Below are 22,835 nucleotides of genomic sequence, written 5' to 3'. Positions count from 1 at the left end.
GTCACCGAGGGCCTCGGCCAACGTCCAGCCGTCCTTGTCCGAGATCGGCGACAACAGCCCCAGCAGATAGCTACGCCCTCGCGGCTCCAACGACCGGAACGGGGCGCCGACACGGCCAGCAGATCATCGAACCGGGACAACCAGCCGGCGCCTCTTCGATCAACACAGCCTGGGACACCTGGACTATCAGGCCATCCGCCCAACGATCCCCATTGCGATGCGCTTGATCATTCCGCGCGTGTTCCGGGACACTGCATAGGCTCGACGGCTTGCAGCTAACCAGCAACCCGAGAGACCACCCAGCGTGAGCGGGGCAGCACACTCCGCCAACGTGTGGTTGAATCAAATTCGCCGATACAACCCGAGTCAGGAGTGGCACGCGAAGCATGATGACTCCCGCGGTGGCAACGCCGACCATCCGCGCCTCCCGCCCGCAACACATCATGGACGCGTCCCACCTACATGCCCTACCCGCTGCCGCATGATCGCTTCCGTCGCCCCGCCGCACCATCCCGCACCGTGGCCCGACAGCACGCGCGGCGTCTTGCGCATCGGCCACTTCCTGCGACCGCGACGGCTGAACCGACTGGATACTGCCCCCAACACCCCACCAGAGGCAACGCATTGGTCACGCCCTCCGAGTCAATGAGCACCCAGTCGTCGACTCAACGCCCCAGCCGCAAGCTTGCGACACCCACCGACCCAATTCGACCCACCGCTGACGGCAGCCCCGTCCACGCGACCATCAGCATGACCATCGGCACGCATGCTCAAGCAACGACCCCGCCCACAAAGGAGGATTCACAGGTCGCGCGAGTATCATAAGTCCACACCAATCAGCAACCTTGCATCGTCCACAATCAATTAGAATTAGCCAGCACTCGAACTTGACCCATTCATGTTCGACGATTAGTGTCTCACTCACGAGCGATGAGGAGCCCACAACTCGGCGAGCAAGCACGAGTGCGGAGGGAGACCATCTTGACTGTGAAGCCGTGGCACATCGTCGTCCTAGTAATAATTCTCGCCTTGGGCGTCTTCATCTCTCGGGCAGTCAAAGCCTTCAAGGATGGGCGAGACGGGCGCAATTAGCCCATCCGAGACCTCACACCCGAGGGAGAAGAATGTTCCGAAAAACCATCATGGCAGTCTCGCTAGCTTTAGCGGCGTCGTTAACCGCAACTCTCTTCGGTGGCACCCCAGCCTCCGCCGACTCGCAAGTGTCGAAAGCTGACCTTGAGTACGTTCGCAAAGCGCTCGCCAAGTACGAAGTGCCTGTAGAGACTCAGAAGGCGCTACTTAAGGCTTTCGCCGAGGGCGAGCGGTGGGACTCACAGAGTGGCGCAGCTCCTGTTGCGACCAGGGTTGATCACGTCGGTGGGGCCGAGCGGACCATCTACCGCTACGAGGACGGCTCCATTAGCGTTGGCACGATCGAAATCCCTTCCACGACTACGGGCGAAGTCTCCCCCATGGGGATTTCGGGCTGCCAGAGCGTTCCAGCAACGGGCGCGAGAGCTTGGCAAAACTGTAGGATTGCTTGGGACGCATTGACCTGGAGCGTAAACTTCACTGCGGCTTACAGGTACTATTTGGGTCCAGTGTACGGCTGCTACATCGACTCCATCAGCGGGCTTGCTCACGGTGGAGTCGGCAGCTTCTCGAACGCCAAGCTGGAATATATTACACGGAACGCAAACGGATACACTGGACAGTGCATCGCTCAGGGGACGTATTGGCGGTCCGGTGGAGGCGTTTTCAGCGAGACCGTTGGGGTCAGGCTTAACCTCACCGCTGAGCATGGCGGTGGCTGGACGAGCAAAGTCGGCAGCTAACGCGAAGCCATAACGACCAAGCAAGAGAAGTCGTAGAGGGGCATTATTGGGAATGTGCCCCTCTACGACTTTGCATTACGAATTTTTATCAAGACAACCTCGACTGCAACCGGTGTCCCTCCTCATCTGGATAAATTCGTCAGGCTAAATCTCGGGCTCACCTCTGATCCTGGGGAGAGGCCGCCGCTCAACCCGCCACGTCAAGCGGACCTTGACGGCTCGTACGGACGCTGGCGGGTCGGGCAGCGGCCTGCTCGGCTTGCCAGGTCGACGGTGGGCGGGATGGGCTCCCATCCACCGCCCCAGGGGCCGCCCCCGCCAGCGGAGCCCCGGCCGTCCTGAAGCCGGAGCGCCCCGCCGGAGACGCAGTAGCCACAACCCCCGTTACCGCCGTCAGCTCGCCGACGCAGCCGGCGTCCGTTCTCCTATGGCACGCGGACTCTTGGCCGCGCACGGCAGGCCAACTGTCGTCCCACCACATCACCGCTCAACATTCGTCGTCCTGCGGCGGCTCTCCGGGCTTACCCGCCTCCGCGCCAGCTGCCGGGCATCAGGCGTCATGGCCGCAGCGCAACAGCGGACCCTCGGACGCTTGCTCAGGCGGCGGCGCTGCGGCCCGTCCGCCTTGTCGCGACTCGGTGCCACTCTGGCGGCGTCGAGCACGCCAGCGGCGCGGGGTCACGTCCACGGTGGTGGTGTATGAGCTGACGGCCACCGGTTGATCCTGGGATGAGCTTATGCGGTGGTCAGTGCGGGTTTGGGTTGCGGCACGGCGTCGGGTTGTTGGTCTTCGGGGGTTTCCTGGCGGGCTTTGGTGAGGAGTTCGGGCCCGATGTAGCGGCGTTGTTCGGTCCATTCGTCGGTCTGTTCGGCCAGGACGGCTCCGACGAGGCGGATGACGGCGGCTCTGTTGGGGAAGATCCCGACGACGTCGGTGCGGCGTCGGATTTCCTTGTTCAGCCGTTCCTGTGGGTTGTTGGACCAGATCTGGCGCCAGATCTCGTGTGGGAAGTTGGTGAAGGCGAGTAGGTCCTCGCGGGCCTGGTCGAGGTGTTCGGCGGCGGTGGGGTACTTGGCGTTGATGGTGTCGACGACGCGGGCGTACTGGGCGCGGACCTCGCCAGGGTCGGGCTGGTCGAAGATGGTGCGGACCATGGTCGCCACCCATGGTTGGGCGCTTTTGGGGACCTTGGTGAGCAGGTTGCGTAGGTAGTGGGTGCGGCAGCGTTGCCAGGACGCGCCGGGTAGGGCGGAGCCGATCGCGTCGACGAGGCCGCGGTGGGCGTCGGAGATGACCAGGCGGACGCCTTTGAGGCCGCGGGCGGTCAGGCCGCGGAGGAACGCGATCCAGCCGGCGCCGTCCTCGCTGGCGCACACGTCGAGGCCGAGGACCTCGCGGTGGCCGTCGGCGTTGACGCCGACCGCTACCAGGCAGGCGACGTTGACCGTGCGGCCGTCCTCGCGGACCTTCATCGTCAGCGCGTCCAACGCCACGAACGTGTAGTGGGCGGAGTCCAGGGGCCGGCTTCGGAACGCCTCGACCTGGGCGTCGAGGTGCTGCGCCATCTGTGACACCTGCGACTTCGACAACCTGGTGACGCCGAGCTGCTCGGCGAGTTTCTCGACCCTGCGGGTCGACACCCCGAGCAGGTACGAGGTGGCCACGACCGTCACCAGGGCCTGCTCGGCGCGGCGTCGGTGTTCCAGCAGCCAGTCCGGGAAGTACGAGCCGTGACGCAGTTTCGGCACCGCCAGCTCGACCGTTCCGGCCCGGGTGTCCCACTGTCGGGCCCGGTAGCCGTTACGCGAGTTCGTCCGCTCCGGGCTGCGCTGGCCGTAGTCGGCCCCGCAGACCGCGTCGGCGTCGGCGGACATCAACGCGTTCGCGAACGCGGTCACCATCGCCGCCAACACGTCCGGGCCACCCTCGGCCAGTTGCTGGCGTAGCAGGTCGGCAGGGTTCACACTCTCTAATGCGGTCATCGGTGCGGTCTCCTTCAAGATCTTGGTCGGTCTCTGAAGGATCAATCCGATGGCCGTTCATCTCGTTACGGGCGAGTCAAGGACCCGACCGTCGTACACCACTCCCGTGGACGTGACCCAGCGCCGCCGGGCCTTCCGCCGCTGACGCGGATCACGATCCGCTGGCTCTCGATCGCACCCGAATCCACGGAGTGGCCCGGCACGGCATGTCACCGTCCATGATGGCTGGATTCGATGATCGTACGGTGTTGGAGCCTGCGGCACTGCAGCCGGACGCCGACGACCAGGCTCCCTCACCCGTCTGGGCCACCAAGCTGCCCCAACAACACTCCGCGGCAACGGCTGACCGAGCCGTCCGCTTCCGGTCGCCCGGCACCCAGTCGTCTTCGTCACCTTCACCGCCCCGTCCTTCGGAACGTCTACGGCAAGACCAGCAAACTCGTCCACGACAAGTTCATCGGCCTGCACCGGCAGGCGAAACAGGGACCGGTGGCCACCAGCGTCCCGACCGCCGGCGCGTTGCATTCCTAACTGACTCGCCGAGATCATCGGACCGTACGGGCACCGCTGCCCTTATGCCACCTACGAGACGTTCGTCCGCTGCTACATCGCCCCGGCCTCGGCGCCAACGGGCTCGACCGGCTCCGGCCGCGCGACGTACAGAGCTGGATCAACCAGGTGGCCCGGGCCTGTCCGTGCTGCGCCCAGGGCAAGGGACACCGCCCGCCGCAAGTCCCGAACCAGTGACCTCTTCGGTGTGAACGAAGCGATCAACGATCAGAATCACTCAGACGGTGCCGACCGACGGGGTGGTGCTGATCGCGTCGCGTACCTCTTCGACCAGCTCTCGCATCGCGGTCTCGGCGCCCCAGGCGTCGCCGGCCGCGACGCAGGTCGCGACCTGGTCGTGCAGGTCGAGCGCCACCGGCCGGGGACACTTCGGCATCAGGCCGTGCTCGGTCCGGCCGGCGAGCACCTCGGCGATCACGCCGGTCAGTGCGGTGAACATCTCGTTGAGGCAGGCCTGCAACAGCAGCGCGTGGAACTCGACGTCGGCGGCCAGGAACGCGTCGAGTTCGCCCGCCTCGCCGAGTTGCCGCATCCGCGTCGCCAGCGTACGCAGCCGCGCGCGGTCGTCGGCGGTGGCGTGCCGGGCGGCGCCGGCGGCGGCGAGCGGCTCGACGGCCACCCGCAGGTCGGTGAGGGTACGTAGCTGGTCGGCCCGGCCGGGGCCGTCGAGACGCCAGCGGATGACCCGTGGGTCGAGCACCCGCCACCGGTGCATCGGCTGCACCACCAGGCCGACGCGGCGGCGCGAGGCGACCAGGTTCAGCGATTCGAGGATGCGCATCGCCTCCCGCATGACGGTGCGCGAGACGCCGAAGCGTTGTTGCAGCTGTTCCAGGGTGAGTGCCGTACCGGGGGCGTGCTGTCCGCCGGTGATCTCGAGCCCGAGGGCGTCGAGCACGGCATCGTGCAGTACGGGCGCGGCGGCCCGCACCGCGTCGCGACTCGCCTCGGCCATCAAAGGGATCCCCGATCACTCCGTCCTACGGAGAGGTTAGCGGGCGGGCCGCCGTGTCCCGGTCCGCCGACCGGCTCCAGCAGGTTTCAAAGGTGTGACCTTTCTATTTACAAAGGTATCACCTTTGTGTGACGATCACGTCAACCACCAGGTGGACGAGGCACGACGACCCGACGCGACCGCGCATCGCGACGGGTCCGGCGGCAACGGCCGCCCGCACCCACACCGGACGATGTGGACCGGCCCACCCACGGCCGGGGGCGAACCGTCACCTCGCCACGTCCATCACCGGTCACCGGAGCGACATCCCCCGAACGCGCGCCGGTCGACCAGCCGATGAAGGGAAAGCACATGCCCGTTGCACACCCGCAGCCAGCGTCGACACGCCGGCTGCGCCAAGGACTGACCGTCTCGCTCGCCGCCGGCCTGACGGTCGCCGCCGGCGCCCTCGCCGCCCCCGCCGCGACCGCGGCACCGGCCTCGAACCTCGGGCCGAAGGTCGTCCAGACCAACCAGGCGCCGACCGGCAACTCGGTCACCTTCCGGTACCAGGCACCCGCCGGCGTCGAGTCGGTCCAGATCTACGGCGAGTGGTGGTTCTCCAAGGCGGAGAGCGTCACCTGCCAGGGCTGCGGTGACGCCCGCAACGGCGGCCAGTGGCAGCCGGGCGACATCCTGGCCGACCCGTGGCGCGCACTGCCGATGGAGAAGGGCGCCGACGGCGTGTGGACGTTCACCACGCCGCTGCCCTCCGGCACCTTCCGGTACGCGTTCACCCACGACTGCACCAGCCCCACCGCGAGCGGCTGCACCCTGCACCCCGACCCGGCCAACCCGCTGGAGGTGCTGCCCCACGACGAGGCCACCGGCGCCCTGCTCAGCCGCGTCTACGTGCCGAACAGCAAGCGGTTCCCCACCTACGACAACGACTACCAGGCACCGGTCGCCGCCAACAAGGCCGGCAAGCTGGAGCAGCGCTGGTACGACTCGCCGCTGTCCACCAGCCCGGCGGGCAAGCACGACGTCGTCGTCTACCTGCCGCACGGCTACGACCCGAAGCGCTCGACCCCGTACCCGACCCTGTACCTCAGCCACGGCGGCGGCGGCAACGCCACCGACTGGACCGTGGAGGGCGTGGCCCACCAGATCCTGGAGAACGCCGTACGGGACGGCGCGGCACAGTCGATGGTCATCGTCTCCACCGACTTCAACGGCCTGCCGAACGGCAACCAGGGTTACGTCGACGAACTGCGGAACAACGTCATTCCCTTCGTCGAGCAGAACTACAACGTCTCCACCCGCGCCGTCGACCGGGCCTTCGGTGGACTGTCCGCGGGCGGCGCCCGCGCCCTGACGCTCCTCTACGACAACACCGACCTGGTCGGCTACCACGCCGCCTGGGGCGCGGCCGGCGGCGCGGTAACGCCGACGCAGGAGCAGATCGACCGGCTGAAGGCCGTGCCCGGCGGCATCCACGTCGGCACCGGCCTGCAGGACTGGCTGGCCAACATCGCCCCGAACTCGGTCGCCCGGACCGAGGCCTGGCGGGCGGCCGGCATCGAGGTCACCGAGCACAACGTAGACGGCGTGCACGTCTGGGACATCTGGCGGCAGATGCTCAACGACTACCTGCGTACGGTGGCGTTCCGTACCACCACCACGAGCCTGGACGTCGACACCACCCCGGCCGGCAACTCGCACCGGGTCAAGGTCACCGCGACCGCCGAGGTCGACTCGGTGACCGTCAGCGACCGCGCGCCGTCCGGCAAGGTCGACTTCTACGCCGGCGACAAGTACCTCGGCTCCGCGCCGATCCGCAACGGGGTCGCCCAGTTCAAGGGCACCGTCAGCGGCGGCCTCGACCAGCCGGTGACCGCCCGCTACCAGGGCGACAGCCTGTACAACACATCGGAGAGCGCGGCCGCGAACGCCGGCTGACCCGACGCCCGGACACGGCCCGTGGCGGCACCCGTCGAGGGTGCCGCCACGGGCCGTCACTCGTTACGACCGTTCACCGTCGACGAGAACACCGGGCCGCCCGCCGGTGCGGCGGACGGCCCGGCTCGACACCGGTCGCCTACGGCCGGTAGACGTAGAGGTAGTAGGTGTAGACGCCGTCGGACGCGCAGTCGTAGTTCGTCCAGAGTCCCTGGACCAGGCCGACCTCGCCGGTCGCGACGCAGGCGCCGTACGCGACCGAGGGAGCCCCCGGCGAAGTGAAAACGTCCCACAGTTGCCAGGCATCGAGTGCGGAGACGGCCGCGCCGGCCGGAGCCGGCCGTTCCGGAGCGGCCGCCTGCGCGGCCGCGGCCGAACCGAAGGTCAACATCCCGGCCAGCGCCACACCGGCCAGGATCCGCATTACAGTACGCATCAACAACCCTTCAGCTTGATGGTGCCCCACGGTCCCCATGCCACAGGAGGACCTTCTGCGGATCGGCCGATCCCGCGGTCAATGTTGCCGCCTCGACCCGCACCGACCAACGAAAGTTCGATGCCGATCCATGCCCGATCCATGCAGGGGCGGTTATCGGTGCAGCATCCGTGCGCTTCGGCGATCAGTTCTCGCCCGAGCGATCCCCCGGGCCGTTTCAGCGTCGGCCGGTCGGCCAGCCTGACAGGTTTCGCGCTCGGGGTAAGAAATCCGTGCTGCGGCGACAAGTACGGGTGTGAGATCACCACCTGGAGGAGCGGTGCCGGATGATCGGCGCACGGCTGCGGATCGACAGCGCCTCACCGACCTGTTCCGGCGGCACGGCGATGCCATCCATGCCTACGTGCTTCACCGACTGGGCGGGGAGGACGCCGAGGACCTGGTGGCCGAGGTGTTCGTCGTGGCGTGGCGGCGACTGGCGGAGATCAGGGTCGGCGAGGAACGACCGTGGTTGTTCGGCGTCGCGCGGCGGCTGGTGATGCAGCACCGTCGACACCGTGCGGACCGGGCCGCGTTGCAGGTCCGCCTGCTCTCGGAGACCGGGTCCGATGACGCCTCCGAATCCGACCCCGCGACCACGGAGCGGGCCGAGGTCGTCGCGGCGCTGGCGAAACTGCCCGAGGCCGACCGGGAGGTGCTGCTGCTGCGGTACTGGTACGACCTGAGCGGAAGGGAGTCGGCCAAGGTGCTGGGGTGCACCACGGCCACGTTCGCGGTACGGCTGCACCGGGCCCGACGCCGATTCCGGAGAACCTACGAGGACGGGTCAACTGCTTCGAAATCGCTGCCGGCCAGCAGTTTGACAGCATCTACGAGGGGGCTGCCGTGAAACGGCACGACCGTGGGATCGAAGAGCTGGTCACCCGCGCACGACCAAGGACTCGAGCCGGTTTCACGACCAGCCCGCAGGGAGAGCGAACGCTCGCCCGGATCCTGAACACGCCGCGGGGTTCCGAGAAACGGTCCCGCAGGAAGCCCCTGACCATCGCGGCGGCGGTCACGGTCGGCCTGTTGTTCGCCGGCGGCGCGACCGCGGCGATCGGGAGTTACCAGGCGCCCACCGCGCCCCCAGAAGCCATACCCGCGGACGGGGACGCCTTCGTCTGCGCGACGGCGGGGATGCGTCGGGCCGGCGAGGGCCTGGCCCGGGCGGGCGAGACACCGGTCGACGCATGCCGCCGATCGTGGACCGACATCTTCGGAGAGAAGCCGCCTACCCACCTGCACGCGTGTGTGCAACGGTTGGCGGCCGCAAGCCCGTCCCAGGGGGCCGGGGTGTCTCCTTCCCCGGTGTGGGGCAAGCTCGTCTACGTCATCGACGGTGAGCAGTTCAGGAATCCGGCCGAGACGTGCGGATCCGTTGACATGCTGGTTGCTCCCCCGGAAACTGACGGCTCCCGCCACTCCCCGCCGGCCGCTGGAAGGGACCTTCGTGACCGCGTTCAGGATCCGACTCGTCGCGGTCGTGGTGATCGGTGTGCTCGGCGGTGCCCTGACGGGTCTGGCGTTCGGATTGTGGCCAGGAGACGATCCGTATGCCACCGTCGACCGCTGCTACATCACCTACGACCGGCAGGAGAACATGCACAGCCGGTGCGTGGGCAACTGGACTCGTGGTGGTCGCGGACACCGCGGACCGATCAACGGCATCGCCGTGTCGGAGTCCTGGAAACCGAAGAGCCTCGAGGCCGACCCGAACTATGAATGGGAAGTGGAGATCCCGCCGTCGCACCGACAGTTGCGTGTGTTCGCCGACGACCGTCAAGCCTGGGCGCCGTCGGTCGAGAGCGTACGGTGGTCGTTCGTTCCGGCCGCCGTGGGCGCGCTGCTTGTGGGTTCGGCCTGGGCAGTGACATCGGCGATCCTGGCCCGCTCTCCGGATCGTCACCTACGACCGCGACGTAGCCGTCCGACCAGCCGTCCCCATCGAAGCTGACGGCTTGCCCGACCTGGGTCGACGAAGTCCGTGAACCGCCGGCCTTGTGACGCTCCAGCCGAGAGCCGGTCAGAGGTCAGACTGGTAGCGGGGTCCGGTAGGCGGCCACCGCGAGCCGGGTGTCCTCGGTGACCAGGTCGGCGTTGACGTGCGCGGCGGCGGTGACGCCGGCGGCCGCGGCCGCGCCGACCTGGGCGACCAGGTCGGTGACGTTGCCCGCGACCCAGACCCCGGGCACGTCGGTGCGGCCGTACGGGTCCGCCGGGACGTGCTCGCCGACGCCCGCCGGGTGCGGGACGGGCGTCAGTCCGAGCGCCGCCAGGAAACCGCCGCGCGCCACCAGCCGGGTCGCGACCGCCACCACCTCGCGGGCGACGACCGTGCCGTCGGCGAGGCGTACGCCGGCCAGCCGGTCGTCGACGATCTCCAGCCCCGTCACCTCGCCGTCGACGACGCGGATACCGCGGGCGGCCATCTGTTCGGCCTGTTCGTCGGTGAGCGGCGCCATGGTGTGGGTGAAGTAGGTGACGTCGGGGCTCCACTGCCGGATCAGCAGCGCCTGGTGCACCGACATCGGGCCGCTGGCCAGCACGCCGATCGCCCGGTCCCGGACCTCCCAACCGTGGCAGTAGGGGCAGTGCATCACATCGCGGCCCCACCGCTCGCGCAGGCCGGGGATGTCGGGCAGTTCGTCGACCAGCCCGGTGGTCACCAGCAGCCGGCGGGCCCCTACCGTCCGGTCGTCGGCCAGGGTCACGGTGAACCCGTCGTCGTCGCGGGCGGCGGCGACGACCTCGCCGGTCACCACGTGGCCACCGTAGCCGCGTACCTCCGCCCGGCCGCGCTCGAGCAGTTCGGCGGGCGGCATTCCCTCCCGGCCCAGGAGTCCGTGTATGCCTTCGGCCGGGGCGTTGCGCGGGGCGCCGGCGTCGATCACCACCACCGACCGTCGCGCCCGGGCCAGGGTCAGCGCACCGCTCAGGCCGGCGGCTCCGCCACCGACCACCACCACGTCATAACTCTCTGCCAACTGCTCGGTCACCACGACCACCTCCGCGGCAACCATGCGCCGCCACCTGTCGTACCCGCAAGCTTTGTTGCCGTGCCGGCAAACAGCGACGGGCGGAGTCAGGAACGGCCGTGCCGGGTCGAAACCCGGCACGGCCGCCCGGTGTGGCGGTCAGAGGCCGATGTTGGCCTGCGGTCCGGCGTGCGTACGCAGCAGGTTCGGTACGTCTGCGGCGGGGTGGAGCTGGTAGGAGTAGAAGCTCGACGGGTTGAACGCCGAGCCGCTGCTCTCCCGTCGGCCGCTGCTGTTGACCACGACGTTGCCGCTCTGCCGCAGTTCGGCGCCGGAGTCGCGGTAGTAGGGGTTGGTGACGCGGTCGAAGTAGCTGTTCTCCAGAACCATCTTGGTGCTGCCGCGGGAGTGGTTTCCGGAGCTGCTGTTCTGCAGGTAGTTGTTGTAGAGGTGGGCGTAGGCGACGTTGTCGGTGCTGGGGACCCGCGACCGGGTGTCACGGAACCAGTTGTGGTGGATGGTCATGCGGGCGGTGACGTTCTCGGTCCAGCCGATACCGAAGGTCTTGTTGGCCTCGGCGATGATGTTCCACGAGACGGTCAGGTTCGTGGTGTCCTTGCGGCTGTCGATGGCGCCGTCGTTCATCCGGGTGATGTGGTTGTGGTCGATCCAGATCCGGTTGGCGGTGTCCATCTGGATGCCGTCGTAGTCGAAGTCCTTGTCGTCCGGGTCGTCCTCGGCCATCCGGGTGTCGCGGATGGTGAGGTTGCGGATGATGACGTTGCTGGTGCCGGCGCCGATGAAGAAGCCGCCGTTGACGATCTGACCGTTACGGCCGACACCGACGACGGACTTGTTCGACCGGATCGGGATCTCCTTGCCGTACGGCGTGATGGTGATCGCCGCGTTGACCCGGATGATGTACGGCTCGCTGGCGGAGGTGTACCGCTCCAGGTCGGCCTGGTTGGTGACGGTGACGGTGGCGCCGCCCGCCCCGCCGGTGGTGCCGGCCGCGCCGGCGAACCCGTCCGGCGTGTTCGAATACGGAAGGCTGGGCGGGGTGGTCGGCGGCGGGGTGCTCCCGGTCGGGTTGAACCGCCACTGCATCCGGGCGATGTCCGCACACGGCTCCTGAACGATCGGGTTGTTCCCCGCCGTCGAACCATCCCTGTTGCTCACACACAGACCACTGGACGCACTACGGATCAGATACCGGTCCGTGCTCGCCGTCGACGCCGAGAACGTCCACGTCTGGTTCGGCTCGGCGTGACACCCCCACTGCCACAACTGCTCACCCGACACGCCGGACGAGTACGGCACATCCACACAACGACCACTGTTCACATTCACCAGGCCGAACGCACCGTTCTGCGCCACCACCCGGAACTGCTGATGCCCGGCGCCACCATCACACGCCACCTGCGTCAGCAACACCCCGTTACCCGTCGCCGCACCGGCGACCTGCACACACTTACCACTCGACGCACTGGCCAACGTGTACACACCACTGTTGACCGGGACGGCGGCCGCGGACGGTGACGCCGACAGGACGACGCCGACGACGGCGGCGGGCACCACCGTCAGCACCGCGCCGAGCGCGGCCAGCCTGGACCGTAGGGAGATCTTCTTCATCATCGTTTTCCTGACTGCCGAAAGGTTGTCGAAGGTCACAGCGGGTTCCATCCGTCGGAGCCGGCGAGGTAGCGCTGCGGCGTGTGGTTGGCCGCCTGCGAGTCGCTCAGCTGGGGACGGTTGCTGTTCGTGCCCGCGCCGGGGCCGGTGTTGCGGTACTCGAAGAACCGGGCGTTGCGCCACGAGTTCCCCGACATGTCGGTCCACGGCTGCGCGGTCCTGATCGTCGCGCCGAGCGTCGACTCCCGATACACGACCTGCCCGTCCGGCCGCCAGGGCCGGCCGAGGGTGGTCACGTTGTTCGCCGTACCGGTGATCGTGGAGCGGTAGAACAGGAACCCGTACGCCTTGCCGGCCGCCGTGCTCGCGGCGGTGATCGGGCCGCCGGTCGACCGCTTCTCGTGCACGGTCGACCGGTCGATGACGATCGTGCCGCCGCCGAAGATGAAGTCGACCGTGCCCTCGACGTACGAGTCGACCATGTAGGCCCGGGCGCTGTCGTTGACCAGGAACGTGTCCTGGTCGCCGAGGAGCCGGACCCTGCGCAGCACCGCCCGGTCGGCACCGAGGTTCAGGGCGACGGCCTGGTGGCCGCTGCTGGTCGAGTTCTCGTCGAAGTCGTTGGAGATGGTCAGGTTCTCGGCGACGAAGTTGGCGCCGTCGACGAACATGCTCGCACTGCCCGAGGTGCCGTGGCTGTTGGCGGAGTTGTTGTAGACCAGCACGACGTTCGACGGCGAGGAGCCGAGGCCCTGCAGCGTGACGTGGGGTTTGTTCCTCGGCACCCGGACCACCTCGCGGTAGGTGCCCGGCTTGATGGTGATGGTGACCCGCGCGGTGTTGTTCGTCGGGACCGCGTCGATGGCGGCCTGGACGGTGCGGTACCGGCCGGTGCCGTCCGCGGCGACGGTCGGTGTTCCGGACGGCGGCGGGGTGGTCGGCGGCGGGGTGCTGCCGGTGGGGTTGAACCGCCACTGCATCCGGGCGATGTCCGCACACGGCTCCTGAACGATCGGGTTGTTCCCCGCCGTCGAACCATCCCTGTTGCTCACACACAGACCACTGGACGCACTACGGATCAGATACCGGTCCGTGCTCGCCGTCGACGCCGAGAACGTCCACGTCTGGTTCGGCTCGGCGTGACACCCCCACTGCCACAACTGCTCACCCGACACGCCGGACGAGTACGGCACATCCACACAACGACCACTGTTCACATTCACCAGGCCGAACGCACCGTTCTGCGCCACCACCCGGAACTGCTGATGCCCGGCGCCACCATCACACGCCACCTGCGTCAGCAACACCCCATTACCCGTCGCCGCACCGGCGACCTGCACACACTTACCACTCGACGCACTGGCCAACGTGTACACACCACTGTTGACCGGTGCCGCGGCCTGGGCGGATACGGCGGCGAGGAGGCCGCCGAGCAGAGTTGTGGCGACGGTCGCGGCGAGGATCGTCGCCGTTCGTCGCCGGGGTCTGGTTGTCATCACGTGACGGAGTTCTCCCTTGCTGTCCTGGAGCCGCTGTCGGAGTACGACGGGCGGTCGCGCCATCGCCCGGCCGGCCGAGATCGGCCGGGCCGGACGGGGCGGGGCGCGACGCCCCTCGAGTTACAGACGGGTTACCGGACCGCCCATAACAACATCGGCAAGAAATTTCTTGAACCGCCGCGACAAGCAATGAAATGCCTTCAAATCGGTCGGATCAGGCGGGTCGGAATCTTTACAACACCGGGTCGGTGTGCCAACGTGGTCGCGCTCCCACACATCAACCTTCGTCTGTCCTACGGATCCTGGAAGGCGGTACGGCGTGGAGACGACGGCGGACGTCGAACTGGTGACCGCCGCCCAACGCGGTGACCGGCAGGCCCTGGCGGACCTGCTCGCCGCCCACCTGCCGCTGGTCCACAACGTGGTCGGCCGCGCCCTGCCCGAACGCTCCGATGTGGACGACGTGGTCCAGGAGACCATGCTGCGCGCCGTCGAGCGACTGTCCGACCTGCGCGACCCGGCCCGGTTCCGCTCCTGGCTGCTCACCATCGCGATCCGGCAGGTCAAGGACCGGATGCGGGCCCGCCGGCAGGCCCTCTCCAGGCAGACCCCGCTGACGGAGTACACCGAGACGCCCGATCCCGACACCGACATCGCACCGCACGCCGTCGACCGGATCAGCCGGATCGAGGAGCGGCACGAGTTCCTGGCCGCGGTCCGGTGGCTCACCACCGACGAGCGGCACCTGCTCGCCCTGTGGTGGCAGGAGGTCAACGGCACCCTGACCCGTACCGAGGTGGCCGACACGCTGGCCATCAGCATCGCCCACGCCGGGGTCCGGATCCAGCGGATGAAGGCGCAGCTGATGCTGGCCCGTACCGTCCTGCGGGCCTGCCGGCTGCGGCCCCGCTGCGCCGGCCTCGCCGAGGCCGCCCGGGGCTGGGACGGCGGCCCGGATCCCCGCTGGTTCCGCAAGCTCGCCCGGCACGTCCGGCACTGCCCGACATGCGGCGCCGCCGGCACCCACCTGCCCGTCGAACACCACGTGGTCGCCATCGGGCTGCTCCCGGCATCCGCGGCGCACCTGCCGGAACTGCTCGGTACGGCCGCCGCGGCCGGCAAGGCCGCCACCGGCACGGCGCCGCTGTTCGACGCCGTACGTCGGTTGGCCGAGCACCTGTCGGTCAAACCGGCCGCGGTCGTCGCGACCCCGGTCGTCGGCGCCGTCGCGGTACTGGCCGTGACCCTGCTTCCTCCGCTCGCCGAGGACGACGGGCTGGCCCAGCCGCTACCGGTACCGCCCGCCACGGGCGGCGCCACGTCACCGGCGGTGACCGCCCGGCCGTCGGCGTCACCCAGCGCCGCGCCGCCGACCGAGATCTTCGTGGCCGCGGACGGCGACGACCGGGCGGCCGGCACCCGGGCGCAGCCGTACGCCAGCCTCAACAAGGCGGTGTCGGTGGTCCGGCCGGGCCAGACGATCTTCCTGCGCGGCGGGGTCCACCGGGCGACCGAGCCGGTCCGGATCGACATGGACGGCACCGCCGACCGGCGGATCACACTCGTCAACTTCCCCGGTGAACGGCCGACCCTGGACGCGAGCCGGGTGGCCGGGAACGAGCCGTACCTCATTCTGGGCGCCGACCACTGGACCATCGAGGGGATCGACATCGTCAAGGCCCCGCGGGACCCGTTGGTGTGCCAGTCCTGCAGCCACAACGTCTTTCGCAACCTGTCGGTCCACGACAACGGGGGTACCGGACTCGTCCTGCGTGGCGCCGGCACCAGCGACAACCAGATCCTCGACAGCGACTTCCACCACAACACCGACGCCGCCGGCCGGGACGCCGACGGTCTGGCGTTCCGGTCCGGATCGGGCACGGGCAACGTCGTACGCGGGTGCCGTACGTTCGACAACGTCGACGACGGGCTGGCCATCGACGGGTTCGCCGATCCGGTCACGATCGACGGCACCTGGTCGTTCGGCAACGGCATCAACCGGTGGGACCTGCCCGAGGTGTACGGCTCCGGCCACGGTTTCGACCTCGGCGACGATCCCACGGCCCACGTGGTGACCCGCAGCGCCGCCTGGAAGAACAACGGCCACGGCTTCACCGGCGCCGGCGCCCGGGCCACCCACCGGATCGAGCGGAACACCGCCTTCCGCAACGCCGGCGACGGCTTCGCGTTCCCGTCGTCGCCGGCGGTGTTCCGTGACAACCTGGCTCTGGGCAACTTCCGCCACTCGGTCCTGGTCGACGACCCCGACGCGGCCGGCAACTCGTGGAACGAGCCGGGCTGGAAGACCGAGGTGATCCGCGAGATCGACCCGGCCACCGCCGAGGCACCCCGGCCCGCCGACGGCGCGCTGCCGGACACCGACTATCTGACGCACACCAACGACCCCCGGGTGGGCGCGCCGATGAAGCCGGTCCGGTGACGGGCTCCGGTGGGCCGTGCCGGCCCGCCGGGAGCCCGTCGACCCGTCAGCCGGTGACCGAGAACGCGTTGGTGACGAAGTCCCTACCACCGGCGGCGGAGGTTATCTCGTAGCCGAGCTGTACGTCGCCGATGGTCACGTCGCCGAACCAGCCCTGGGCCCGGATCCACTGCGCGACGGCGGTGACGTCGACCGTGCCGGTGTCGGTGTTGGCGGTCCGGATGAACGAGTAGACCTGGTTGTGGCCGTTGGATCCCCGGTAGATGTCCCAGGTGTGCCCACCGACCGTGGCGGTGGTCTCGAATCCGCCCAGCGGCCCCACCGGACCGTACCTGTTCATCCACAGCATGATCTCGTGGGCGTGGTCGGTGGTCCAGATGTCGTACGCCGTGGTGAAGGCGACCCCGCTGGTCGGTACGGTGACGTCGAAGCTGCTGGTGACCGGCCCCAGCTCGCTGACCTTCCGTCCGATGTGGCGGGTGGCGTTCGGGTAGGACTTGATGCCGCCGGTGTTCGGGTGGTCGGCGCGCACCCACCAGTTGCCCGGTGAGTTCGCCGAGATGGTCTGGGTGCCGTATCCGGATCCCCAGATGTTGTTGTAGATCGTATAGCCGCCGCTGCTCCAGGTGCCCCAACGGTCGGACGACGACCAGACGGCGGCCGTGGCGGGAGTGCCGGTCAGCACAGCCGTCGCGACGGTCAGCAGCAGCGTGGTGACGCCGGCTGTGACGAGGCGGATGAGACGCATGTACGTACCTCCTCTGCGGTCGGTGTCCCCATCCGCTACCCGCTTTAGTTGTGACTCAAAACAAACTCTAGTGAGGAAAGTCGATCCGCATCACCACCCGCCGCAGGGTCGGGTGACTGACCTGCGCGAACCCGGCATCCTCGAAGACCTGGCGGGCGCCGACGTGCAACTCGCCCCAGGTGACCTGCTTCCCGGGCTCGGTGATCATCGGGTACGCCTCCAGCGCCCGGGCACCGCGGTCGCGGGCGAAGTCGACCGTGGCCCGGGCGAGCAGGTAGGTCAGGCCCCGCCCCCGCCAGCCCTTGCGGACCACGAAGCAGGTCACCGCCCACACGCCGGGATCGTCGCGATCCTCGTCCCGGCCGCTCCACGGGACGCGGGACGTACGCAGCTTCGGATACGCCGTACGGGGCTCGACCGCGACCCAGCCGACCGGCTCGCCGTCGACGTAGCCGACCAGGCCGCTGGTGGTCGGGGCGGCCGGGTCGCCGCAACCGGTCTGGACCCGCAACCGCGCGGTGCGCCCCTCCTGCGTCGAGTCGCGCCAGATCCAGCCGGCGACCTTGAACCGCTGGCACTGGCACCGGCCCGCGTCGGCGGTGCCGAAAATCGCGACGAGGTCGTCCCAGGACGCCTCGTTGGCGGGGACGACGGCGAACCGGTCGGCCGGAACAGGATCCTGCACACCCGCCATCATCACTGGGGCGGGTCCTCCCCCACCAGGCCGTCGACCGCCTCGCGCAGCAGGTCCGCGTGGCCGACGTGGCGGGCGTACTCGTCGTGCAGGTCGACGAGGAGCCGCCGCAGGTTCGGTGACTCGCCGGACCCGGTGACGAACCTCGTCGGACGGTCTGGTCCACCGTCGGCGAGCGCCTTGGCGACCGCGGCACCGGTCCGCTCCGCGGCGGCCTGCCAGAGCGCGTACAACTCCTCGGGCGGGTCGTCGGCCGCCGAGCGCCACGCCCAGTCGGGCTCGGCGGCCCAGTCGACCGCGTTCCACGGCGCGCCCATCGGCTCCCCGGTCAGGTCCCGGGCGGTGTAGTAGTCCTCGACCAGGGCGAGGTGCTTGACCAGGCCGGCCAGGGTCATGGTGCTCGGCGGGTGCGGCCGGTTCAGGCCGGCGGCGTCCAGGCCGCCGACCTTCCAGGCGAACTGTGCCCGCGACCGTTCGAGCGCGAAAAGGAGCATCTCGGCCTCGCCGGCGGTCATCGACGGCTCGTGGATCTTGGTGCTCAGGACGATCTTCTCGGTCATGTCCCGCATGCTAGGTTCAATTCCGGACGTTCTGCTTCCGGATTGCCGAGGTGCCGTGAAATCCGACGCGAGCCCCACCGCCCGGGCGCTGCTCGCCCTCGAACTGGTCCAGGCCAGCCCCGGCATCACCGCGGACCGGCTCGCCGACAAGCTCGGCGTCTCCGAGCGGGCCGCCCGGCGATACGTCGGGATCCTGCGCGAGGCCGGCATCCCGATCGAGTCCGCCCGCGGGCCGCACGGCGGCTTCCGGGTCGGCCGCGGCCTGCGGCTGCCACCGCTGATGTTCGACGCCACCGAGGCCCTGGCCCTGGTCATGGCCGTACTCGACGGCCACCACGACGCCGGCGACCCCACCGACCCGGTCGGCAGCGCACTGGGCAAGATCGTGCGGGCGCTGCCGGAGCCGGTGGCCGCCCAGGCCGAGTCCGTCCGGCGGACCACCGCCCCCGCCCCCGACCGCGCCGCCGCCCGGCCCGACCCCGCGAACACCACCACGCTCGTGCAGGCCTGCGCCGACCACCGGCGGGTCCGGCTCGACTACCGGACCCAGGCCGGGTCCCAGTGGGTCGTCGACGTCGACCCGTGGGCCGTCGTCGTCCGGCACGGCCGGTGGTACCTGCTGTGCCGCACCCACCCCGCGCAGGCCGTACGGACGTACCGCATCGACCGGGTCCGGACGGTGGAACCGCTCGACGACACCTTCACCCCGCCGACCGACCTCGATCCGGTCACGGTGCTGGAGGAGAACCTCGCCGCCGGCTGGGAGTACGAGGTCGACGTCGTCGTCGACGCACCCGTCGACGACGTGGCCCGGTGGCTCCCCCGCTCCGTCGGGCGGCTCGCGCCGGTCGACGCCGCGACCACCCGCCTGGTCGCCAGCACCAGCAACCCGGTCTGGTACGCCGGACAGCTCGCGGCGCTCCCGGTGCCGTACCGGATCGTGAAGTGCCCCGAACTCCAGCGCGCCTCGCGCGCCCTCGGTCAGCGACTGCTGGCGGCGGCCGGCGACCCGCCGCCCTAGGCGACCAGCTATAGCATCGAGTCATGCCGACGTACGGTTGGGTACTCCTCGCCATCGTGACCGTCGTCGTGTTGGTCTGCTTGGTGTGGCTCCGGCGTTCCCGGCGAAGCCAGCCACGCACCCGGGAAGAGCACCGCCGGGACGCCATGCGGGCGGCGCGGTCGATACGCAGGTCTTCACCCCGCCCGAACCGGGACATCTTCGAGCGAGGCCGAGGTGTGCCGGATCGGCACTCCGCGGCCATCGCCGAGAACAGCGTCCTGGGTGATGCGGCCAGCGGCGGTGGCGGAGGCGGTGGGGACTAGCCGGATGCCGGGCAGCCGGCACGCGGCGGTCGCGGGCGCTACTGTCACCGCATGGTGGAGTTCATCGACGCTGATCTGAAGGATTCACGCTTCGAACACGTCGACCTGCGCGGCACGCGGTTCCGCGACAGCGACCTGTCCCACGCCCGCTTCCGGGGCGTGGCATTGAACGGCGCGGTGCTGAGCGGCGTCGAACTGGTCGACGTCACCATCTACGGCGAGATCGCGAACCTGACGATCAACGGTGTCGACGTCGGCCCGCTGATCGACGCCGAACTCGACCGGCGCCACCCCGACCGGGCGAAGATGCGCCCGACGACCGCCGCCGGTTTCCGCGAGGCGTGGGACACCGTCGAGCGGCTCTGGGCCGGCACCGTCGACCGGGCCCGCCACCTCGATCCCGCCCTGCTGCACGAATCCGTCGACGGTGAGTGGTCCTTCGTCGAGACCCTGCGGCATCTCGTGTTCGCCACCGACGCCTGGGTCAGCCGGGCCATTCTCGGCGACCCTGCCCCGTGGGATCCGCTGGGCCTGCCGTGGGACGAGATGCCGGACACCCCGGGGATCCCCCGCAACCGCGAGGCGCGACCGGCACTGGACACGGTGCTCGCGCTGCGCCGCGACCGGATGTCCACCGTCCGCGAGGTCGTCGACGGCCTCACCGACGAGGCGCTGGACGGCCACACCCGACCGGTCGACGCACCGGGATGGCCGCCGGCGCGCAGCTTCCCGGTGCGGGACTGCCTGCTGGTCGTCCTCAACGAGGAGTGGGAACACCGGCTCTACGCCGAACGGGACCTCGCCCGCCTGCTGGCCCGCGACTGAGCGTGGGCGGTGCCGGCGGCGGCGGGCCGGTCGGTGCGCGCGCCGCGGGTGCGCTGGATCAGGACGACGCAGCCCAGCACGACCACCGCCGCCCCGATCGAGGCGGGCGTGACGGTCTCGCCGAGCAGCAGCGCGGACCACAGCAGGGTGAGCACCGGCTGGGCGAGCTGGACCTGGCCGACCCGGGCGATGCCGCCCCGGGCCAGCCCCGCGTACCAGGCGAAGAAGCCCAGGAACATCGAGATCGCGGTGAGGTAGCCGAACGCCGACCAGGCGGCGGCGTCGGCACGCGGCGGGTGGGCCGAGGCGGCGACGAGCGTGACGGGCAGGGTGGCCGGCAGCGAGAGCAGCAGCGCCCAGCAGATCGTCCGGGCACCGCCGAGTTCCCGGGCGAGCGCGCCACCCTCGGCGTAACCGAGTCCACACAGGACGACGGCGGCGAGCAGGAACAGGTCGGCGGCCGACAAGGCGCCGTGCACCGCCCCGCTGACGACCAGGAAGGCGAGCACCGCCGCCAGCCCCCCGGCGCTCGCGACCCAGAACAGCGCAGGTGGACGCTCGCCGGCCCGCAGCACCGCGAACACGGCGGTCGTGGCCGGCAGCACGGTGACGACCACCGCGCCGTGGGCGGCGGTCTGGGTGGTCAGCGCCAGCGAGGTGAACAGCGGGAAGCCGACGACGACTCCGGCGGCGACGACCGCAAGCCGTCGCCACTGGGCACCGGTGGGTCGCGGCGCCCCGGTGAACCGCAGGTACGCCCAGGCCAGCAGCGCCGCGCCGACGGCCCGGCCGAAGGCCACGAACCACGGATCGAGCTGCTGCACGGCGACGCGGGTGGTGGGCAACGACAGGCTGAACGCGAGCACTCCCAGCGCGCCGAGGAGGAGGCCGACGACCCGATCCGCCGTTACCGTACCGGCGACAGTAGCGCTACTCTTAGCCTTCATGAATGACGGTAACGCAGCCAACCGCGTTATCCAAGATCTGCGCACGCTCGTGGCCGGCTCCGCCCCCGGGACACGGCTGCCCCCGGTGCGCGAACTGACCGCCCGGCACCAGGCCTCGCCGGTGACCGTCGCCGAGGCGATCCGGCAACTGGTGGCCCAGGGGCTGATCGAGACCCGACCGGGCAAGGGCACCTTCGTCGCCGCCCGGCCCGACGAACGGCACGCACCCGACCTGTCGTGGCAGACGGTGGCGCTCGGTGCCCGCGGCGCGGGCGCCGACGAGATGCAGGCGTTACTGGCGCTCCCCGGTCCGGGAACGATCCCGCTCACCGGCGGCTACCTCGACCCGGAACTCCAGCCGGCCGCGGCACTCGGCGCCGCGCTCGCCCGCGCCGCCCGCCAGCCCGCCGCCTGGCAGCGCGGGCCGGCCGAGGGACGCGAGGACCTGCGCGCCTGGTTCGCCCGCGAGGCCGGGGCCGCGCTGCGCGCCGACGACATCGTCATCTGCCCGGGTGGGCAGGCGGCGCTGTCGTCCGCACTACGCGCGCTCACCGCCCCCGGCGACACCGTGCTCGTCGAGTCACCGACCTACCTCGGGGCGCTGGCCGCGGCCCGGGCGGCCGGGCTGCGGGTGGTACCGGTGCCCGCCGACACCGACGGCGTACTCCCCGACCAGCTCGCCGCCGCGTTCGGCCGCACCGGCGCGCGACTGTTCTACTGCCAGCCGCTGCACGCCAACCCGACCGGCGCCACCCTGGCCGCCCACCGCCGGGCCCGGGTCGCCGACGCCGTACGCGACGCCGGGGCGTTCCTGATCGAGGACGACTACGCCCGCGACCTCACCATCGACGGCGAAGCCCTGCCACCGCTGGCCGCCGACGACCCCGACGGGCATGTGATCTACCTGCGCTCGCTGACCAAGTCCGCCGCTCCCGGCCTGCGGATCGCCGCGATCGGCGCCCGCGGCCCGGCCGGTGCCCGGCTGCGGTCGGCCAGGTTGCTCGACGACTTCTTCGTCGCCGGCCCGCTCCAGCAGGCGACGCTGGAGTTCTTCACCGCCCCGGCCTGGAGCCGGCACCGCCGCGCCCTGCGCACCGCGCTGCGGGCCCGCCGCGAGGCGCTGCTGACCGCACTGCGCCGGCATCTGCCGGAACTCACCCCGCCGGCGGTCCCCCGCGGCGGCCTGCACCTGTGGACCCGCCTGCCCGACGGCACCGACGACGTCGCCCTTGCCGCCGCGGCCGCCGCCGAGGGCGTCACCGTCTTTCCCGGCCGTCCCTGGTACGCGGCCGAACCCCCGGCACCGCACCTGCGCCTGACCTACGCCGCCGCCCCACCCGATTTGATGGACGAGGCCGTACGCCGCCTCGGCCGCGCGGTGGCCCGGACAAGCCCGGGAAGGTGACGCCGCGTCGGTGTCCGCGACTGCG

19 protein-coding genes are annotated in these 22,835 nt (G+C 70.0%); 9 read left to right on the top strand and 10 right to left on the bottom strand.

What is annotated here, in order from left to right; genetic code table 11:
* The first annotated feature begins 1,124 nt into the window (after window positions 1–1,124).
* Complete coding sequence (locus Prubr_RS26030; protein ID WP_212817556.1) at window positions 1,125–1,835, top strand: hypothetical protein; 711 nt, start codon at window positions 1,125–1,127, stop codon at window positions 1,833–1,835.
* 735 nt (window positions 1,836–2,570) lie between these two features.
* On the opposite strand, the gene Prubr_RS26025 is transcribed toward Prubr_RS26030, so the two are convergent.
* Window positions 2,571–3,818, bottom strand: coding sequence for an IS256 family transposase (locus Prubr_RS26025; RefSeq protein WP_212817026.1), 1,248 nt, complete (start codon window positions 3,816–3,818; stop codon window positions 2,571–2,573).
* 787 nt (window positions 3,819–4,605) lie between these two features.
* The gene (locus Prubr_RS26020; protein WP_212817555.1) at window positions 4,606–5,343 is read right to left on the bottom strand and encodes a FadR/GntR family transcriptional regulator; all 738 of its coding nucleotides are present in this window, start codon (window positions 5,341–5,343) and stop codon (window positions 4,606–4,608) included.
* Between the two features lie 351 nt (window positions 5,344–5,694).
* Here Prubr_RS26020 and Prubr_RS26015 point away from each other — a divergent pair, with 351 nt between their 5' ends.
* Window positions 5,695–7,281: an alpha/beta hydrolase-fold protein gene (locus Prubr_RS26015; protein ID WP_212817554.1), complete on the top strand. Its 1,587-nt coding sequence runs from the start codon at window positions 5,695–5,697 to the stop codon at window positions 7,279–7,281.
* Window positions 7,282–7,420: 139 nt separating this feature from the next.
* Here Prubr_RS26015 and Prubr_RS26010 read toward each other — a convergent pair whose 3' ends face one another.
* Entirely contained in the window at window positions 7,421–7,717 is a 297-nt protein-coding gene (locus Prubr_RS26010) for a hypothetical protein (protein WP_212817553.1), read from the bottom strand.
* A gap of 403 nt (window positions 7,718–8,120) precedes the next feature.
* Between Prubr_RS26010 and Prubr_RS26005 the strand changes: the two genes are divergently transcribed.
* Both Prubr_RS26005 and Prubr_RS26000 read left to right on the top strand, forming a co-directional pair.
* Window positions 8,121–8,606: an RNA polymerase sigma factor gene (locus Prubr_RS26005; RefSeq protein WP_246567651.1), complete on the top strand. Its 486-nt coding sequence runs from the start codon at window positions 8,121–8,123 to the stop codon at window positions 8,604–8,606.
* 603 nt (window positions 8,607–9,209) lie between these two features.
* Window positions 9,210–9,713: a hypothetical protein gene (locus tag Prubr_RS26000; protein WP_212817551.1), complete on the top strand. Its 504-nt coding sequence runs from the start codon at window positions 9,210–9,212 to the stop codon at window positions 9,711–9,713.
* Between the two features lie 76 nt (window positions 9,714–9,789).
* Here the strand turns inward: Prubr_RS26000 and Prubr_RS25995 are convergent, their stop codons facing one another.
* From Prubr_RS25995 to Prubr_RS25985, 3 genes are all read right to left on the bottom strand, one after another.
* Window positions 9,790–10,755, bottom strand: a complete 966-nt coding sequence (locus tag Prubr_RS25995) for an NAD(P)/FAD-dependent oxidoreductase (RefSeq protein WP_212828537.1) — start codon at window positions 10,753–10,755, stop codon at window positions 9,790–9,792.
* 138 nt (window positions 10,756–10,893) lie between these two features.
* Window positions 10,894–12,366 (bottom strand): RICIN domain-containing protein, encoded by a 1,473-nt coding sequence (locus Prubr_RS25990; RefSeq protein WP_212817550.1) that lies wholly within the window; start codon window positions 12,364–12,366, stop codon window positions 10,894–10,896.
* 35 nt (window positions 12,367–12,401) lie between these two features.
* Complete coding sequence (locus tag Prubr_RS25985) at window positions 12,402–13,862, bottom strand: pectinesterase family protein (protein ID WP_212817549.1); 1,461 nt, start codon at window positions 13,860–13,862, stop codon at window positions 12,402–12,404.
* Between the two features lie 322 nt (window positions 13,863–14,184).
* Here Prubr_RS25985 and Prubr_RS25980 point away from each other — a divergent pair, with 322 nt between their 5' ends.
* Window positions 14,185–16,305, top strand: coding sequence for a sigma-70 family RNA polymerase sigma factor (locus Prubr_RS25980; RefSeq protein ID WP_212817548.1), 2,121 nt, complete (start codon window positions 14,185–14,187; stop codon window positions 16,303–16,305).
* Window positions 16,306–16,351: 46 nt separating this feature from the next.
* On the opposite strand, the gene Prubr_RS25975 is transcribed toward Prubr_RS25980, so the two are convergent.
* From Prubr_RS25975 to Prubr_RS25965, 3 genes are all read right to left on the bottom strand, one after another.
* A complete protein-coding gene (locus Prubr_RS25975) occupies window positions 16,352–17,053 on the bottom strand; it encodes a GH12 family glycosyl hydrolase domain-containing protein (RefSeq protein WP_212817547.1) in 702 nt (233 codons plus the stop codon).
* A 67-nt stretch (window positions 17,054–17,120) separates the two neighbouring features.
* A complete protein-coding gene (locus tag Prubr_RS25970) occupies window positions 17,121–17,738 on the bottom strand; it encodes a GNAT family N-acetyltransferase (RefSeq protein ID WP_246567649.1) in 618 nt (205 codons plus the stop codon).
* Window positions 17,739–17,749: 11 nt separating this feature from the next.
* Window positions 17,750–18,307: a mycothiol transferase gene (locus Prubr_RS25965; RefSeq protein WP_246567647.1), complete on the bottom strand. Its 558-nt coding sequence runs from the start codon at window positions 18,305–18,307 to the stop codon at window positions 17,750–17,752.
* Between the two features lie 55 nt (window positions 18,308–18,362).
* On the opposite strand from Prubr_RS25965, the gene Prubr_RS25960 reads away from it, so the two are divergent.
* The 3 genes from Prubr_RS25960 to Prubr_RS25950 are packed head-to-tail and all read left to right on the top strand — an operon-like array spanning window position 18,363 to window position 20,458.
* Window positions 18,363–19,328, top strand: coding sequence for a helix-turn-helix transcriptional regulator (locus Prubr_RS25960; RefSeq protein ID WP_246567645.1), 966 nt, complete (start codon window positions 18,363–18,365; stop codon window positions 19,326–19,328).
* Window positions 19,329–19,351: 23 nt separating this feature from the next.
* The gene (locus Prubr_RS38320) at window positions 19,352–19,633 is read left to right on the top strand and encodes a DUF4381 family protein (protein WP_212817546.1); all 282 of its coding nucleotides are present in this window, start codon (window positions 19,352–19,354) and stop codon (window positions 19,631–19,633) included.
* 51 nt (window positions 19,634–19,684) lie between these two features.
* A complete protein-coding gene (locus Prubr_RS25950) occupies window positions 19,685–20,458 on the top strand; it encodes a DinB family protein (RefSeq protein WP_212817545.1) in 774 nt (257 codons plus the stop codon).
* Here Prubr_RS25950 and Prubr_RS25945 read toward each other — a convergent pair.
* Window positions 20,416–21,405, bottom strand: a complete 990-nt coding sequence (locus Prubr_RS25945) for a DMT family transporter (protein ID WP_212817544.1) — start codon at window positions 21,403–21,405, stop codon at window positions 20,416–20,418. The two genes, Prubr_RS25950 and Prubr_RS25945, sit on opposite strands and share 43 nt — an antisense overlap.
* Here Prubr_RS25945 and Prubr_RS25940 point away from each other — a divergent pair.
* Complete coding sequence (locus Prubr_RS25940; RefSeq protein WP_212817543.1) at window positions 21,404–22,810, top strand: aminotransferase-like domain-containing protein; 1,407 nt, start codon at window positions 21,404–21,406, stop codon at window positions 22,808–22,810. The two genes, Prubr_RS25945 and Prubr_RS25940, sit on opposite strands and share 2 nt — an antisense overlap.
* The last annotated feature ends 25 nt before the right edge of the window (window positions 22,811–22,835 follow it).

Source organism: Polymorphospora rubra (assembly GCF_018324255.1).
In the GTDB taxonomy this organism is placed as follows: Bacteria; Actinomycetota; Actinomycetes; order Mycobacteriales; family Micromonosporaceae; genus Polymorphospora; species Polymorphospora rubra.
This window is presented reverse-complemented; position numbering and strand designations above follow the sequence as displayed.

Excerpts from the sequence above, each read along its gene's own strand:
- Prubr_RS26030 (WP_212817556.1), top strand. The coding sequence starts at position 1,125 with ATGTTCCGAAAAACCATCATGGCAGTCTCGCTAGCTTTAGCGGCGTCG.
- Prubr_RS26025 (WP_212817026.1), bottom strand. The coding sequence starts at position 3,818 with ATGACCGCATTAGAGAGTGTGAACCCTGCCGACCTGCTACGCCAGCAA.
- Prubr_RS26020 (WP_212817555.1), bottom strand. The coding sequence starts at position 5,343 with ATGGCCGAGGCGAGTCGCGACGCGGTGCGGGCCGCCGCGCCCGTACTG.
- Prubr_RS26015 (WP_212817554.1), top strand. The coding sequence starts at position 5,695 with ATGCCCGTTGCACACCCGCAGCCAGCGTCGACACGCCGGCTGCGCCAA.
- Prubr_RS26010 (WP_212817553.1), bottom strand. The coding sequence starts at position 7,717 with ATGCGTACTGTAATGCGGATCCTGGCCGGTGTGGCGCTGGCCGGGATG.
- Prubr_RS25990 (WP_212817550.1), bottom strand. The coding sequence starts at position 12,366 with ATGAAGAAGATCTCCCTACGGTCCAGGCTGGCCGCGCTCGGCGCGGTG.
- Prubr_RS25985 (WP_212817549.1), bottom strand. The coding sequence starts at position 13,862 with ATGACAACCAGACCCCGGCGACGAACGGCGACGATCCTCGCCGCGACC.
- Prubr_RS25975 (WP_212817547.1), bottom strand. The coding sequence starts at position 17,053 with ATGCGTCTCATCCGCCTCGTCACAGCCGGCGTCACCACGCTGCTGCTG.
- Prubr_RS25965 (WP_246567647.1), bottom strand. The coding sequence starts at position 18,307 with ATGACCGAGAAGATCGTCCTGAGCACCAAGATCCACGAGCCGTCGATG.
- Prubr_RS38320 (WP_212817546.1), top strand. The coding sequence starts at position 19,352 with ATGCCGACGTACGGTTGGGTACTCCTCGCCATCGTGACCGTCGTCGTG.
- Prubr_RS25950 (WP_212817545.1), top strand. The coding sequence starts at position 19,685 with ATGGTGGAGTTCATCGACGCTGATCTGAAGGATTCACGCTTCGAACAC.
- Prubr_RS25940 (WP_212817543.1), top strand. The coding sequence starts at position 21,404 with ATGAATGACGGTAACGCAGCCAACCGCGTTATCCAAGATCTGCGCACG.
- Prubr_RS25945 (WP_212817544.1), bottom strand. The coding sequence starts at position 21,405 with ATGAAGGCTAAGAGTAGCGCTACTGTCGCCGGTACGGTAACGGCGGAT.